15 protein-coding genes are annotated in these 16191 nt (G+C 42.7%); 8 read left to right on the forward strand and 7 right to left on the reverse strand.

The annotated features are described in order from the left end of the window. Nucleotides 1-70 precede the first annotated feature (70 nt). On the reverse strand, nt 71-1099 hold the full coding sequence (locus tag C1X04_RS06165) for a TAXI family TRAP transporter solute-binding subunit (RefSeq protein ID WP_110571654.1): 1029 nt from the start codon (nt 1097-1099) through the stop codon (nt 71-73). 279 nt (nt 1100-1378) lie between these two features. On the opposite strand from C1X04_RS06165, the gene C1X04_RS06170 reads away from it, so the two are divergent. The 4 genes from C1X04_RS06170 (at nt 1379) to C1X04_RS06185 (ending at nt 5581) form a co-directional block, all read left to right on the forward strand. Beyond that, nucleotides 1379-1999, forward strand: a complete 621-nt coding sequence (locus C1X04_RS06170) for an HAD family phosphatase (RefSeq protein ID WP_110571655.1) — start codon at nt 1379-1381, stop codon at nt 1997-1999. Between the two features lie 51 nt (nt 2000-2050). Continuing rightward, complete coding sequence (locus C1X04_RS06175; RefSeq protein ID WP_245926909.1) at nt 2051-2821, forward strand: class I SAM-dependent methyltransferase; 771 nt, start codon at nt 2051-2053, stop codon at nt 2819-2821. Between the two features lie 120 nt (nt 2822-2941). Then, nucleotides 2942-4900 (forward strand): acetate--CoA ligase, encoded by a 1959-nt coding sequence (gene acs / locus C1X04_RS06180; protein ID WP_110571656.1) that lies wholly within the window; start codon nt 2942-2944, stop codon nt 4898-4900. A 27-nt stretch (nt 4901-4927) separates the two neighbouring features. Then, the gene (locus C1X04_RS06185; RefSeq protein ID WP_137169454.1) at nt 4928-5581 is read left to right on the forward strand and encodes a response regulator transcription factor; all 654 of its coding nucleotides are present in this window, start codon (nt 4928-4930) and stop codon (nt 5579-5581) included. Here the strand turns inward: C1X04_RS06185 and yidD are convergent. Continuing rightward, nucleotides 5578-5832 carry a membrane protein insertion efficiency factor YidD gene (yidD, locus tag C1X04_RS06190; RefSeq protein ID WP_110571658.1) on the reverse strand — a complete coding sequence of 85 codons (255 nt, stop codon included), beginning with the start codon at nt 5830-5832 and terminating at the stop codon, nt 5578-5580. The genes C1X04_RS06185 and yidD overlap by 4 nt on opposite strands. A 100-nt stretch (nt 5833-5932) precedes the next feature. Here yidD and C1X04_RS06195 point away from each other — a divergent pair, with 100 nt between their 5' ends. Genes C1X04_RS06195 through C1X04_RS06205 form a run of 3 tightly spaced genes read left to right on the forward strand, consistent with a single transcriptional unit; the run spans nt 5933 to nt 9719 of the window. Then, on the forward strand, nt 5933-6805 hold the full coding sequence (locus C1X04_RS06195; RefSeq protein WP_137169455.1) for a prephenate dehydratase: 873 nt from the start codon (nt 5933-5935) through the stop codon (nt 6803-6805). Then, nucleotides 6802-8799, forward strand: a complete 1998-nt coding sequence (locus C1X04_RS06200; protein WP_254682346.1) for a TonB-dependent siderophore receptor — start codon at nt 6802-6804, stop codon at nt 8797-8799. The genes C1X04_RS06195 and C1X04_RS06200 overlap by 4 nt, the downstream gene beginning before the upstream one ends. 56 nt (nt 8800-8855) lie before the next feature. Next, the gene (locus C1X04_RS06205) at nt 8856-9719 is read left to right on the forward strand and encodes a hypothetical protein (RefSeq protein ID WP_245926974.1); all 864 of its coding nucleotides are present in this window, start codon (nt 8856-8858) and stop codon (nt 9717-9719) included. Here the strand turns inward: C1X04_RS06205 and C1X04_RS06210 are convergent, their stop codons facing one another. After that, on the reverse strand, nt 9720-10484 hold the full coding sequence (locus C1X04_RS06210; protein WP_137169456.1) for an alpha/beta fold hydrolase: 765 nt from the start codon (nt 10482-10484) through the stop codon (nt 9720-9722). 115 nt (nt 10485-10599) lie between these two features. Between C1X04_RS06210 and C1X04_RS06215 the strand changes: the two genes are divergently transcribed. Continuing rightward, on the forward strand, nt 10600-11214 hold the full coding sequence (locus tag C1X04_RS06215) for a CDP-alcohol phosphatidyltransferase family protein (protein ID WP_137169457.1): 615 nt from the start codon (nt 10600-10602) through the stop codon (nt 11212-11214). A 10-nt stretch (nt 11215-11224) separates the two neighbouring features. Here C1X04_RS06215 and yfaE read toward each other — a convergent pair whose 3' ends face one another. The 4 genes from yfaE to C1X04_RS06235 all read right to left on the reverse strand — a co-directional run bounded on the left by yfaE (nt 11225) and on the right by C1X04_RS06235 (nt 16174). Further along, nucleotides 11225-11524, reverse strand: coding sequence for a class I ribonucleotide reductase maintenance protein YfaE (yfaE, locus tag C1X04_RS06220; protein ID WP_302629499.1), 300 nt, complete (start codon nt 11522-11524; stop codon nt 11225-11227). After that, nucleotides 11508-12641, reverse strand: coding sequence for a class Ia ribonucleoside-diphosphate reductase subunit beta (gene nrdB / locus C1X04_RS06225; protein WP_110571663.1), 1134 nt, complete (start codon nt 12639-12641; stop codon nt 11508-11510). Before nrdB ends, yfaE begins: the two co-directional genes overlap by 17 nt. Before the next feature lie 167 nt (nt 12642-12808). Beyond that, nucleotides 12809-15073, reverse strand: coding sequence for a class 1a ribonucleoside-diphosphate reductase subunit alpha (nrdA, locus tag C1X04_RS06230; protein WP_110571664.1), 2265 nt, complete (start codon nt 15071-15073; stop codon nt 12809-12811). 321 nt (nt 15074-15394) lie between these two features. Next, complete coding sequence (locus C1X04_RS06235) at nt 15395-16174, reverse strand: heparan-alpha-glucosaminide N-acetyltransferase (RefSeq protein ID WP_254682347.1); 780 nt, start codon at nt 16172-16174, stop codon at nt 15395-15397. Nucleotides 16175-16191 lie beyond the last annotated feature (17 nt).

A 16191-nucleotide genomic window follows, 5' to 3' on the forward strand; every position in this document is an offset into this window, starting at 1 on the left:
ACAAATTAAGCAAAGAGAGGTAAAGTGCGCCGTACTTAGTACGGCGCGACAATCTATTGCGAGTAGGTTATTAATTCGCAATCAGACGAGCAGGAATGTTAATACCGCGTTCACGGTAGTAACGAGCTGCGCCTGGGTGTAATGGCACAGGCAGACCAGCAATGGCTTTTTCAATAGACATTACAGCGGTTGCTTTGTGAATGGCACTTAAATACCCCAAGTTTTCATATAGGGACTTAGTTAGCTCATAAACATCGTCTTCAGACAAATCGGCACGTGTCGCAAGGAAATTAGGTTGCGCTACGGTGTTGATGTCTTTTGTTTGACCTGGGTAAGTGTTTGCAGGAATAACATAACGAGTCCATAGCTCATAATTGCCATTGGCTTGTTTGATTTGTTCATCAGTGAAGTCCAATACTTTTACTTTGTCACCCATTGATGCGTAAAGGCGTGTCACGGCACTAACAGGTACACCTGCTGGCGTGTTCATACCATCAATGTTGCCATTTTGCATGGCGTCAGCGCTGGCACCATATCCCATGTAAGCGAGAGCAAACTTATCTGGATCAATGTTTAGGCCTTTTAGCTGTTGGCGGCCAGAGCCTTCAGTACCAGAGTTTTTTGTTCCAATTGAGAATTTGTGGTTGGTATTTTCAATGTCTTTTAGGTCAGCCACTGTACCCGTTTTAGCCAAATCTGACTTTAGTACAAAGTGTTCAACGTTTTGCCATAGCATTGATACAGAGCGCAATTCAGTTTGTTTGCCTGAGCTTTCAAATGGGCCTTCACCTTCCCATGCCCATGCACCGTAAAGGCCTTGTAGAATGGCAAATTGCGCTTGGTTTTCACGCAGTAATTTGATGTTTTCGCCTGACCCTGCAGAGCTGATGGCAGAGACAGATAAACCAAATTTTGGTTCTAGTTTGACTTTGCTTAATGTAGCAATAGCAACACCAACTGGGTAATAGGTACCACCTGTTGATGCGGTTGCTAATATATAGTTGCGATCGTCAGCTGCTGATACATTGGTTGCAGAAAGTGCAATCGCCGCAGCGGTTGCGCTAGAAAGAATGGCTTTAGTAACGAATCCCAATTTCATGTTATTTTTCTCCTAATGGGTGGGGTTAGTTGATTTATTGATTGCGATTATCATGCCAAATATTTAAGTTGTTGATATTGAAAGACTATTTTTAATGCTCTCGAGTATTTTTACTTTTTTATACTCATATGCGCTGTTTTTTGCTTATTGTTGACGTTTCTTTGTCGGCAATAAATTGCTTATGATGAGGTCGAGCAATCATCGCTGTTAACATGCTATTTTATTGCTTATTTGATTTTGAATGAGCGAAATATTGCCGATGTACCTGGAAGGGAAATAATGAAACAAAAATCGACTATTCGTGTTGTACTATTTGATTTAGGAAATGTATTGGTAGATCTCGGCGATGTATCAGAAATGCATCGGATGCTGAATACAGAGGGTGAAGAGTCTGATGTATGGCTGAAGTGGTTATCATCACCGAGTGTTGCAGCATTTGATTCGGGGAAGATTTCTTTTGATAAATTTGCACAAGATTTATTAGCGGAAGTGGGCAGCACCATTGATAAAGATGTGTTTAAAGCGTCCTTTAAAGCATGGCCAAAAGGTTTGTTTGCTGGGGCGTTGGAGTTAGTAGACGCGGTTAAACCGGAATATCATCGAGCGGTTTTATCCAACACCAACGCTGCACATTGGCCAAGGCTGATGGATGAAATGGCATTAGCTGATAAATTTCATAGCTATTACGCTTCTCATCAAGTGGGGTTTGTGAAACCGGATGCTGCGATTTATCATCATGTGATTGATCAGCTGCAAGTGGCACCTGAACAAATACTCTTTATTGATGATAATCAGATTAACATTGATGCGGCATGTGCATTGGGTATGAAGGCGCATCGAGTTAAAGGAATTAAACAAGCTCGGCAAGTGCTTGAAGAGTACGGGGTACTAGCTCGTTAGTATCAGGATATTGACACAGGATAGGTTGCAGCCTTTAAGGATGTTATTAAGGTGAAAGCACAGTTGGGGTTAGAGGTTTCTATGCGTACTTTTGATGGACAGTCTTCGATTAGTTATTCTCGAACTCGACCAATGTATCCGGCCGAGCTTTATTATTGGCTTTCTCAGCAAGTGTCTCCATCAAGTGTTGTATGGGACTGTGCTTGTGGGACCGGTCAGGCATCGGTTGATCTTGCTGCGTATTTTGACCGTGTGGAAGCATCGGATATTAGTGAGTCTCAAATCACTGCAGCAACGCCACACCGTAAAGTAAATTATCAGGTGTTTCCTGCTGAGAAGACCCTTTATCCAGATGATTATTTTGATGTGGTGTGTGTGGCTCATGCATTGCATTGGTTTGATTTAGCGTCTTTTTGGTCTGAACTTCGACGAGTCTTGAAGCCTGGTGGCATGTTTGTTTGCTGGGGTTATAACTGGTTGCAAATCGGAGAGGCCGAAGATCGAGCTATTGCGGAAGCCGTCTTACCGCATCTTCAGGATTACTGGCCAGCGGAAAGTCGCTTGTTATGGGAGCAATATCGAAGTATTGAGTTTCCATTTGAATTGATTGATGTGCCAGCATTTGAGCTAAATTGCCATTGGTCAGTAACGCAGACTATAGACTTTATTCGAACGTGGTCTGCTTCTCAGCTACGTATTCAAGAGCATGGGGACGATTTTCTGCTAGAAGCGTCTCCTATTATTCGAGAAGCTTGGTCTAAACCAACTAAAAAGCAGGAAATACGTCTGCCATTTTTTGTAAAAGCAGGACGCTTTTCTTAGACAGGCTGCAAAGCGCGTACATGATAAAGTCTCAATAAGACTAAAGTGGAATAGATCGTACTGCTTGTCTGGTTATAGTAGTTCTGCATCCGAATAACAAATTTAACAATGGAGCGGGTTATGAAGTCATTATATAGCGCAACCTCAAGTGAGGCGGCAAAAAATGCCAATGTGAGTCAAGCAGAGTTTGAAAAACGCTATCAAGAATCGATTGAAAACCCAGATAAATTTTGGGGGGAAGCCGGTAAACGCTTAGATTGGTTTACACCTTATAGCAAAGTTAAAAACACCTCATTTAAGCGTGGTCAGGTTAATATTAAATGGTTTGAAGATGGCGAATTAAACGTCGCGTATAACTGTATCGATCGCCATTTGGCCACCTCTGCAAACAAAGTTGCTTATTACTGTGAAGGCGACAAAGAAAGCGATGACAAAGTCGCGATTACCTATCAGACACTGCATGATGAAGTAGGCCGCTTAGCCAATCTTTTGAAGCGCAAAGGCGTTAAAAAAGGTGACCGAGTAGCGATTTACATGCCAATGATTCCTCAAGCCGTCTACAGCATGTTGGCGTGTGCCCGAATTGGGGCAATCCATTCTGTTATTTTTGGCGGTTTCTCCGCTAATGCAATTGCCGACCGCCTAAATGATTGTGAAGTGAAGCTTGTCATTACTGCCGACGAAGGTCGTCGTGCTGGAAATACGATTCCACTTAAACACAATGTGGATATGGCACTGGATAAGAATGCTTGTCCATCAGTTGAGTCTGTTGTTGTCTATCGCTATACCAACAAAGATGTGCCTTGGGTTGATGGTCGTGATGTGGATTGGGCCGCTGAAGTAGCGAATGAAAGCACTGAGTGCCCAGCAGAACCAATGAATGCTGAAGATCCATTGTTTATTTTGTACACCTCTGGATCGACAGGTAAACCGAAAGGGGTTGTTCATACAACTGGCGGTTATTTAGTGTATGCATCATTGACCCACGAATTGGTTTTTGATCTTAAGCCTGATGATGTTTACTGGTGTGCGGCTGATGTTGGCTGGATTACCGGACACAGCTACATGGTATACGGCCCGCTTGCCAATGGTGCTACGAGTATCTTGTTTGAAGGTGTTCCAACCTACCCAGATTCAGGCCGAATTGGTCGAGTAGTAGACAAATTTGATGTCACTCTTTTGTACACTGCGCCAACGGCAATTCGTGCCTTGATGGCAAAAGGGGATGAAGCAACACGTACCAGTAAGCGTGATTCTTTGCGTATATTGGGCAGTGTTGGTGAACCAATTAACCCAGAAGCGTGGTCTTGGTATTACACTGAAATTGGTAACTCTGCTTGTCCTATCGTAGACACTTGGTGGCAAACCGAAACTGGTGGCATGATGATGACACCACGAATTGTTCAAGGTGATGTGAAACCTGGATCCTGTACTGGACCGTTGTTTGGCGTTCAGCCTGCATTGGTGGATGCTCAAGGCGTCGTACAAAATGCTCAGGGCGTTCAAGTGGAAGGTGGATTGGTTATAACCGATTCTTGGCCGGGTCAAGCTCGTACAGTGTATGGTGATCATGAGCGTTTTGAACAAACTTATTTCAGCACGTTTGAAGGTATGTATTTCACTGGTGATGGGGCGATGCGTGACGAAGATGGCCACTATTGGATCACCGGTCGAATGGATGATGTCTTAAACGTATCTGGTCACCGTCTTGGTACTGCAGAAATCGAGAGTGCTTTGGTGGCGCATCCTTCAGTGGCTGAAGCTGCCATTGTTGGGTATCCGCACGATATTAAGGGACAAGGTATCTATGTTTACGTGAGTGCGGTTGCTGGTGTCACGCCAGATGAAGACCTCACTAAGGCATTAAAACAGTTTGTTCGCCAAGAAATTGGTCCAATTGCGACGCCTGATCTGATTCAGTGGGCAAGCAAAGGTCTGCCAAAAACGCGTTCAGGTAAGATTATGCGTCGTATTTTGCGGAAGATTGCTGCTAACGAACATGATCAATTGGGAGACACAAGTACATTAGCTGATCCAAGTGTGGTTGATGATTTAATCGAAAACCGTTTAAATGTGTAATCGTTTACATATTTAAAAGGATAAACTGTGATTTCACTTGTTATCGCGGATGATCATCCTTTGTTTCGTAGTGCACTCAGTGGTGCATTACGAGCAGAGATTCAGGGTATTGTTATTGTCGAATCTTTTGACTTAGATTCGACGCTACAATGTTTAAGCGATCTTGATGACCTTGATTTGCTTTTACTGGATTTAAATATGCCGGGCAGTGGTGAGCTTTATGGGTTGATTCGAATTCGTAAAGACTTTCCAGATGTACCAGTAGCTGTGATTTCAGGCAGTGAAGACAGTGAAATGGTTGCAAAAGTCATAGACTCTGGCGCGCTGGGTTTTATCCCCAAAACCAGTGAGCCAGCCACTTATGTACAAGCGATCCATGCTATTTTAGCGGGTGATATTTGGTTACCCGATGATCTTAAGCAGGCTGTGGCTAATCAACCTAAACCTGATTTATCAATGCAAAATAAAGTCGCTGAATTGACTCCTCAGCAATACAAGGTGTTGTGTTATTTGCATGAAGGGTTGTTGAATAAGCAAATTGCCTATGAGTTGTCCATTTCGGAGGCAACGGTTAAAGCGCACATTACCGCCATATTCCGCAAGCTTGAAATTAATAACAGAACGCAAGCGGTATTGGTTGCAAGTGACTTAAAACTACAAATGACGACGGCCTTGAGTTAAGGGTTGTCGTTTTTTTTTGTGTTGGTTTTGCATTCGCAAGGCGAAGGTACCGGATCAATACCGCCTTCGTGCCATGGATGACATTTAGACAGTCTTTTTATTCCAAGATACATTCCTTTAAACACACCATATTGCTCAATGGCTTGAATCATATATTGAGAACAGCTTGGGTAAAATCGGCAGTTATTTCCTAGCAATGGACTGATTAAAAACTGATAGCCTTTTACCAGCACAATAAGTATTTTTTTCATGGTGTATTATCTGTTTTCTGAGTCTTCAATGTCATTTCTATGTAAATAATGACGCCTATTTGATACTGTATTCGAAATATACCACAGAAAAGAATTCACTATGCCAGATCAACATCTTACTTTAGATGCAATGAAGGTCGTCGCTTACCAAGGCGAGCCTGGAGCTTATTCTCATTTAGCGTGTAAACACACTTTTCCCGATTGGAATAGCGTTCATTGCGCCACCTTTGTTGATGCCTTAAATATGGTTGAAAAAGGGGATGCATATTACGCGATGATTCCGGTGGAAAATTCTACGGCTGGGCGAGTCGAGGAAATTTACCGAGAGTTAAAACGCACTCAGCTGTATGTTGTGAAAGAACATTTTGAACCCGTAAACCACTGTTTGATTGCGCCTCATTCTATGACGATCGATCAAATTACTCGCATAGGCAGCCACCCTCAAGCCTTGGCCCAGTGTGATAGTAATATAAAGGCGTTAGGAGCAAAAAATCAGGCTATGTACGATACCGCAGGCGCGGCCAAGCACATAGCTGAGTTTGAAGAGCCCGGATTAGCCGTTATATCGTCTGAGCTTGCGGCAGAGCTTTATGGTCTAAAGGTACTAAAAAACCACTTTAATGATTCTGTTGGCAACACGACTCGCTTCTTAGTCTTTGCCCGCCAGCAAAAAATGCCAGTTATGGAAGAAGGCCAAACTTATATAACGTCTTTTATGTTTCGGGTGCGCAATATTCCTGCGGCTTTGTATAAAGCAATGGGTGGCTTTGCGACTCAGGGTATTAACATGTTGAAGCTAGAAAGCTACATGGTGAATGGCAACTTCACGGCGACACAGTTTTATGTCGATGTAGAGGCGCATTTTCAATCTGCTGCTATGCAAGCGGCGCTTGAGGAGCTGAGTTTTTTCTCTGAAGATGTACGCGTTTTAGGCACCTATTTGGCTGATGAGTATAGGTTAAAGTCATTATGATGCGTTGGTGTTGTGTTGTTTTATCCCTGTCATTGAGTTCAATAGCATGGGCTGAGTTGGATGATATGTCATCTTTAACTGGGACAGAGTTGAGCTCATTTGATGATTTTTTTGATAGTATTCCAGTGGTCGTTACCCCATCTAAAATAGCGCAGCCAAGAGTCGATGTTTCCTCTACCTTGTCGGTGCTGGATGGTGAGTTTATTCGACGCCTAAATATGCAGTATGTTGAAGATTTACTGCAATTTGTCCCAGGGTTTGCGGTGTTTCCTTATAAAGCATCCAGTCAGAAAATTGTGTCGTACCATGGTACTCAGCTAGAAGAATATCGCCGCATTCAGGTGTTGGTAAATGGACGTTCTGTCTATAGTGCTGGCAAGGCTCGAGTTGAGTGGGCAACTTTACCTCTTAATATTGAAGATGTTTCGCGTGTGGAGGTCAACCGAGGTCCTAATGCGGCGAGTTATGGTATTAACTCATATTTCGCTGTAGTGAACATCATTACACGCTCTCCTTTGGAAACATTGGGAAGCAGTGTTTCTGCTTATTCAGGATCACGAGGTGATTACCGCTTATATGGTCAACACAGTGGCTTGAATGGTGATTGGAGCTACCGAGCATCAGCTTCGACCAGTAATGTAAGTGGATTTGATACAGATAAGGATGGTAATGATCGACATGATGGGCATGGAACTGTCATGGGGAATGTTTTCATTCAAAAAGAAACATCCACTAGTTTCTTTGACATAGATGTAGGGGCAAATCGTGTCAAAGCTAATATGGATCCTGAAGAGTATGCGGAAGGTTCTTATGATATTAATGATCCGGTACGTGAGGCGAATCGTGAGCACATCAAGCTCAGTTACACTAAGCAAGTCTCGTCCGATCATGAATTAAAATTCCAGTATTACTATGATCAGGCTGAACAAAGTGAGCATCACGATGCCAGATTAACCAGCTCTTTTTATAGTGTGTTTTTTGGTGGTACTAGTAGCGGGGATGTTTATCGATCGTATGACGTGGACCTAGTGGAAACCCGTCAGGATCTGGAAGTGCAAAGCACCTGGGCCGCGAGAGAAAACCTAAAAGTGATCTCCGCATTAGGTTATCGCTTGGATGAAGCCGATTCTGAACACTACTTTTCGGGCGCTGTCAGCGATGAAGTGCTGCGAGCATCTTCAAATTTAGAATATAGAGCAGGTGAGCGCTGGGTTTTGAATACTGGGGCCATGCTTGAGCGTAGCCAAATGGGTGGGACATTCTTATCGCCTAAGCTGGGAGCCACCTACAAATTGTCAGAAAATGAGTCCTTTCGATTCAACGCTTCGAACGCGGTGAGAACGCCCGATTTGTCTGATCAATATTTTAAATGGCATTACGTATTGTCGACTGGAGAAAGCTCTTACACGACATACGCTGATCAAGGAGAGAGGGAAGAGAAAATCACCTCGTACGAAATAGGCTATTATCATTATTGGCTTGATCAGGGGTTGTCGATGGATGTAAAGCTTTACCATGATTCGGTTCAAGATATGGTATTAAGCAGAAAATACTTTTCTAATGCAGGGTCAGATTCAGCCATTGAAGAGGGTGTGACGGAAGATGTCAGTATTAATGGTTTGGAGCTTGAACTGGATTGGCGTTCACGCTCAGGCGGAATGACTCGGTTCACTTATGCTTATCAAGATACGCAAACGGACAATAGTAAACTGTTGGACTCTACCTCACCGATAATGATGTCATTATTTTCGAGTCAGCCATTAACGGATAAGTTGTTTATTAATGGCTACTATTGGTATGGGAAAGAGTTAAACGGAAGGAACTACGAGTTTGTCAATAGTTGGCTATCTTACAAAATGTCACTAGGTGGCTATTCGACTGCCACGATGGGGTTGGGTTTAGAAGCGCGCTTGGATGGAAACGCTTTGGTTAGCTACCACAATAACTTGGACGAAGACACGTTCTTCTATGTCTTTAGCAACATTACTTTCTAACTCGGATTAATGAAAGAGTGAAACGGATTTTTTGGTTTTTATTGCTGTTTAGCACAATGAAGGTGTCGGCAGCAGTTTATGTGGTTCACAATACTGAAGAGAGTTCGGTGCGTTCTTTGACGTTCCAACTTTCTCGATTATTATCCACCAGTACATCGGTTATCCCTGTGCGACAGTCTGTGTTTGTGCAAAACATTTCAGCACTACAGCCAGAGGATATGATTGTTGCCATTGGCAATAATAGCTTTCGAGAGGCTTGTTCGGTTGCCTCAAAAGGAGCGATTGTTGGGATTTTTATTGGTAAAGAAGAATATTTAAATATTCAGCCTCAGTGCTCTATACCCAGTAGTGCTGTTTTTTCAGGCGCGCCTTTAGAAAAGCGCTTATCATTACTGCAGGCAGTCTGGTTTGACCCCAAGCCACTTATCGTTCTACACAGTAACAATCTTCTTATAGATCAGCAGGGCATGCAGGAACAAGCGAGTGTGTATGGGTTCACGTTTCGCTTTTTGCAAACTGAGGTTGATCAGTTATCTGTGTTAAAAGCAGTGAACTATATTATGGAAGATTCTACGATGATGTTTTCATTGGTCGATTCTCAGCTTTATGAAAACGGAATTGCACAAGACATTTTGAAGCTGCTATTTCATAAACAGAAATTGATGATAGGCCCGTCGTTGGGATTTGTTAAGGCTGGTTCTTTGTTTGCTATTTACTCTGATACCGAAACAAAATTAGACGCTTTGGCGGCTCGTATAAATGGCTGGCAGGCAGAGGGCACACTGTTGGATGCAGTGTACCCAGACCAATTAAGAGTTAGCTTCAATCCCTACCTTATAAAATCTCATGGCATTGTGCTGCCTTCCGCTGCGTATTTAAAAGACCAATATGGACTTTGCTCGGAATCAGCGTGTAACTAGTTAAGAGGTTAAAAAGCGTTTTACTAAGCTGCTAAACGGCACTGGCTTCTCGGCATGAAGCCAGTGGCCAGCTCCTGAGATCATTTTAAAGCTAGCTTGTGGGAAGAGTTTTGCAATGGCGTCTTGATAATCTGCCACAATATAGTCTGAATTCTCACCTTTTATGAACAGTGTAGGGAGGTTGACCGCTGCGTTTATCTCAGGCTTTTTCAAAATAACTGGGTAGCTGTCTGCAATATTTTGTACAGAAAGATCTAGGCTAAACCCTTGTTCTTTTTTAGTTAGGTTTTTTAGTAAAAACTGTCTTACTCCCAAGCTTGATTCATACTGGCTCAATAATGAGTCTGCTTCTTTTCTAGAGGCTGGTAGAGCTTCATCAATGGCTTTCAAACCGTCCAATATACGAGTATGGCTCGGTTCGTAATCGACAGGGGCGATGTCTACCACGATGAGCTTTTCTATCTGTCCTGCTTCAGCGATTGCCGCCATTTGCATGGCAACTTTTCCGCCCATAGAATGACCTAATAGATAGAAGGTGTTTATGTTGTTTGCTTTAGCCCATTCCAGAACAGCGGAAGCCATTTTTGGGTAGCTGGCTTCACTCATACTATCTGACTTGCCGTGGTTTGGAAGGTCGACACAGTGTATTGTAAAGTGCTCGGCTAAGGATTGAGCAATAGAATGCCAGTTATCAGCATTACCAAATAAACCATGGATGACGATAAGGTGAGGTCCTGATGTGCCGTATTGTTTTGCGTTTATCATAGAAACCTTATTAATCTGCGTAAGTAAATGAAATAGATATTGGCAAAGAAAATATGCCAATATTGTAGCAAGTCTTTAAAACCTACGTCCTCATAGAATCAAGGTTGTTTTTGGAATGTTAGATACATTTTTTATTAAAACTCTTAAGCATCCCTTACGTTTAACCGCTTTGCTGATCGATAAGCTGGGCGTAAAGGCCAATTGGATTACTCTGTTTGGTTTTTCTGTGGGTATGATGGTCTTGCCTGCTTTGTATTTTGAGCAAACCTCTCTAGCGTTAGTGTTGGTGGTAATCAATCGTGTTATGGACGGCTTGGATGGCGCCGTTGCTCGTGTGCAAGGGCCTACCGATTTAGGCGGGTACTTGGACATTACCTTGGACTTTATTTTTTATTCGGCGGTGGTGTTTGGCTTTGCTTTGATGAATCCGCTAGATAACGCATTGGCGGCCAGTTTTCTGATTTTTTCTTTTATGGGGACGGGGAGTAGCTTTTTAGCCTTTGCTATTATGGCAGAGAAACGAAATATTGAGCGCTTAGAGTATGGTCGTAAATCTTTGTATTTCGTAGGCGGATTGGCTGAAGGGGCGGAAACTATTGGTTTTCTAATATTGATTTGCTTGTGGCCAAATTACTTTGCTGTATTGGCGTATATTTTTGGCGTGATATGTTGGATAACGACGGTAACCCGAATTTATGCAGGTTACCGTACTTTACGCGATCCCAGTTAGGACTGAGCGATTAGTCGAAAAAAGCGATTTCGATGTCGCTTTTAACGATGGCACAACAGGCTAGTAAATAGCCGCTTTGTACCCACGCTAGAGGCTCGAATGGGTAAATAACATTTCCCCATAAAAGCTTGATGGAGCAAGAAGAGCAGTAACCCTCACGACACTGATATTCAACGTGAATACCCGCACGTTCAAGCTGAACTAATAAAGGCTCCTCCTCGGTCACAAGGATTTGCTTTTTCCCTAAAAGTACACGGTGTAGAACTTGCTCTTTTTGCTCCGGCATTGCTTTGTTAGAGGTCGAAGTCATCGAAATCTGAGTCATCTAAACTGTTATCTGTCTGTCCTACTAGGTAAGAGCTGATTTCAGCTTCTTGTGGCGCGACTTGAACATTGTCACTTACCAACCAAGCATTGATCCAAGGGATTGGGTTGTTCTTTGTAGCAAAGTGAGTTTCAAGTCCAATCGCTTGCATGCGAACGTTGGTAATATACTCTACATACTGGCCTAAGATCTGAGCGTTAAGACCGATCATTGAGCCATCTTTAAATAGGTAATTTGCCCATTCTTTCTCTTGTTCAGCCGCTTCAATGAAGATCTGACGTACTTCATTTTGGCATTCTGCTGCAATGACAGCCATTTCAGGATCATCTTTACCCGATGCCATCAGGTTCAACATGTGTTGTGTGCCTGTTAGATGTAAGGCTTCATCACGTGCGATTAGTTTGATGATTTTTGCATTGCCTTCCATAAGAGTGCGTTCTGCAAAACCAAAACTGCAGGCAAAGCTAACATAGAAACGAATCGCTTCTAATACGTTGACAGAAGCAATGGTAAGATACAGCGCTTTTTTCAGCTTAGGCATTGATATCTCAATTTCGCCTCTGCCTGGTATGTCGAATGTCCCCATCCCCATAGTGTTATATAGGTTGACCATTTCGATAAGACGATCGTAATAGATAGACACGCTGTCAGCGCGTTTCGTAATTTCAGCGTTGGTTACAATGTCGTCAAAAATCTTAGTCGGATCATTTACAATATTACGAATGATGTGCGTGTAAGAACGGCTGTGAATCGTTTCACTGAAAGACCAAGTTTCGATCCATGTTTCTAATTCTGGTAAAGATACGATTGGCAATAATGCAACATTTGGCGAACGACCTTGTACACTGTCTAGCAATGTTTGATATTTTAAATTGCTTAAAAAGATATGCTGTTCATGGGCTTCAAGACGTTGGAAGTCTTTACGATCGGTAGAAAGATCGACTTCTTCTGGGCGCCAGAAAAAAGACAGCTGCTTTTCAATCAGTTTCTCAAAGATTGGGTGCTTTTGCTGGTCATAACGAGCAACGTTGACATTTTCACCAAAGAACATTGGTTCTTTTGTACTATCGAACTGTTTACGGTTAAAAGTCGAGTAACTCATGTCTCAGGGTATTCCTCAAAAGCATAGGGTGTGATGGATAAAAAGACACACCTTAGTTGTTAATAGATATTCGTGTTTCGCTAAAATGCTAAACATAGCAAAGCCCCATGTCTATGAGGCTTTGCTTGTCATACTGTTTAATCAGCACTTAACGATTATTAGACAAGTTAGATTTTGCAAGCACCGCCAGCGCAATCATCCATGTCTTCTTGCTTGTCATCTGCACCATCACGTGTGTTGTGATAGTAGAGTGTTTTTACGCCTAATTTGTACGCCGTTAGAAGGTCTTTCAAAATTACCTTCATTGGTACTTTTTGAGCATCAAACTTCTGTGGATCATAGTTTGTGTTTGCCGAGATAGCTTGGTCGACAAACTTCTGCATAATACCAACTAGTTGTAGGTAGCCATCGTTAGATGGGATGCTCCACAATAACTCGTAGTTTTCTTTTAGGCGTTCAAACTCAGGCACAACTTGTTTCAGAATGCCATCTTTACTGGCTTTGACGGAGACGAAACCACGTGGTGGCTCAATACCGTTTGTCGCGTTACTGATCTGAGACGACGTTTCAGATGGCATTAACGCGGTTAGCGTGGAGTTACGCAGACCGTGAGTCACGATTTCTGAACGCAGTGTTTCCCAGTCATAAACAAGTTCTGGAGACACTATGTTATCGATTTCCTTTTTATAGGAATCGATCGGCAAAATACCTTTAGAGTAAGTTGTTTCGTTGAAAGCTAAGCAAGGGCCAAATTCTTTTGCCAACTTGTTGGACGCTTTCAATAGGAAGTATTGAATGGCTTCGAACGTTTTATGCGTTAGCTCGTTTGCGCTACCGTCAGAGTATTTAACACCGTTTTTCGCTAGGTAATAAGCGTAGTTGATAACACCCACACCTAAAGTACGGCGTAACTCAGTGGCACGTTGTGCTGCTGGAATTGGGTAGTTCTGGTAATCCAACAATGCATCGAGAGCACGGACGATTAGCTCAGACAATTCTTCAAGCTCGTCTAGATTTTCTAGGGCGCCTAGGTTGAATGCAGACAATGTACAAAGTGCAATCTCACCTTCAGGGTCATCAATGCGATTTAGTGGCTTGGTTGGCAGTGCAATTTCCAAACACAAGTTACTTTGCTTAACAGGAGCAACTTTAGGATCAAATGGGCTGTGAGTATTACAGTGATCCACGTTCTGTAAGTAAATACGACCTGTGCTAGCACGTTCAGAAGCAAACAGCGTAAATAGCTCTGTCGCTTTGATTGTTTGCTTGCGAATAGAAGGATCTTGCTCATACATGGTGTATAGGCGATCGAACTCTTCTTGGTCAGCAAAAAAGGCATCGTATAAGCCAGGTACATCTGATGGGCTAAACAATGTGATATTGCCGCCTTTGATCAAACGTTGGTACATCAAACGGTTGAACTGAACACCATAGTCTAAGTGACGTACGCGGTTTTCTTCTACACCACGGTTGTTTTTCAATACTAATAGGCTTTCGACTTCTAGGTGCCAAATAGGGTAAAACACCGTTGCTGCACCACCACGAACGCCGCCTTGTGAACAGCTTTTTACTGCTGTTTGGAAGTGCTTGTAGAATGGAATACAGCCAGTGTGGAAGGCTTCACCGCCACGAATGGCGCTGCCCAAGGCACGAATGGCACCCGCATTTACACCAATACCAGCACGTTGGCTAACGTACTTAACGATGGCGCTGGATGTTGCGTTGATAGAGTCTAAAGAGTCACCACACTCAATTAGTACACAGCTACTAAACTGACGTGTAGGTGTACGAATACCAGACATGATAGGCGTTGGTAATGAAATCTTAAACTTAGAGACGGCATCATAGAAACGGCGAATAAGATTCAAGCGATCTTTTGGCTCATACTCAGCAAATAGGCAAGCCGCAACTAGGATGTAGATAAACTGAGGGCTTTCGTAAATATCACCGCTAACGCGGTTTTGCACTAAGTATTTGCCTTCAAGCTGTTTGACGGCTGCGTAGGAAAAATTCATATCACGAGAGTGGTCAATGAATTCGTTTAGCTGATTGAACTCTTCTTCAGAGTACTTTTCTAGCAATTGCGCGTCATAACGCTTTTGCTGAACAAGATTTTTTACATGCGCGTAAAGGTGCGGTGGCTCAAAATCACCAAAGGCCTTTTTACGTAAGTGAAAGATGGCTAGGCGAGCGGCTAGGTATTGATAATCAGGCGTATGTTCAGAAATCAAATCTGCAGCAGACTTGATTAGTGTCTCGTGGATATCGGTAGTACGAATGCCTTCAAAAAATTGAATTCGCGCTTTTAGTTCCACTTGGGAAACAGAGACATTTTCTAAACCTTCAGCAGCCCATGCTATGACTTTATGGATCTTTTCTAGGTTGATGTTTTCGGTCTTCCCGTTACGTTTAGTAACTGTGAGAGTGCTCATGCCTTAACTTCCCATTAGTGCATTATAAAAAGAGGAGAAATACTCTATGTAGTATGTGCTTTAAAAGTGACACACTATATGTAGTGCTTCGTTAACAATATGTAACGAACAATAGTGCTCATTTGAATGAAAATCAAGGCTTGAAAAAAACTCGAAAATGATAAACAGAAAATGCCGAAGTGGTCACTTACTTTACTTGCCCGACAAAGCGTAAAGTTAGCAATTGGCAATAGCATAAAATCTATTTTTATCTATTTTTATCTATTTTTTCGATGAAAAAAACTCACCTAATTCCATGCACGATCTGCGCGCAAAAAGTAATCAAGGTGCAAGATTCAGCACCATTTTGACGCTGCCGACAAGAGCAAATAACACCAGCTGATGAAGCAGGTATATTGGCAGAGCATAACGTCCCATAAAGCACAATAGGCTAATGACAAGGTTATTAGGTGTAGGTAGTTTATGTAGGTGTAGATAACCAAGTAGAGGTCCGATTAAAACAACGCCTATCCATGGGAATGGGAAAACAATGTCTAAGGTTCTTTGTGGTATAGCAATGTACTGGGTGATGGTTGAAAACGCATTTGGAAAATGCAGCCAATCTGTTGCATGGTATGTGACAATAATGACGGCTCCAATAGCGGCAGAGACAATAGGCCATTTTGCGACAGGTCTAGTGATCAGTGACGCGATGAAGATAAAGTGTAGGATACCAAAGTAAATCCATTGATTAGGGGCAGCGAGATAGGTTGCAAGGGAAAGTCCCGCAGCGCAAATAAAAAGTTTGAGGTCCCGCTTCCAGAAAGAAGGTTTGGCTTTTTCTGTAAGCACAAGGTAGGTTGACCAGCCAACAGCCGAAAGAAATAAAGTCAGTATGACGCTACGGAAATATACCCAGAATGGGTCATAAACAGAGAAGTCTACAAAGCCAAAATTGCGTAAATCCCAACAAAAATGAAAAATGATCATTAGCAGCACTGCGGTGCCACGATACACGTCTAAAAAAGCACTGCGTTTGGTTGATCCAGAAAGGGGAGAGGATTGCATTGTCGTCCAAGGGAAATAGGTTAGTGAGTATTCGGCCATCATACCGATACTCATTTTCTAGCTCAAGCTTG

It is taken from the genome of Marinomonas sp. FW-1 (genome assembly GCF_005222245.1).
GTDB classification, from domain to species: Bacteria; Pseudomonadota; Gammaproteobacteria; order Pseudomonadales; family Marinomonadaceae; genus Marinomonas; species Marinomonas alcarazii.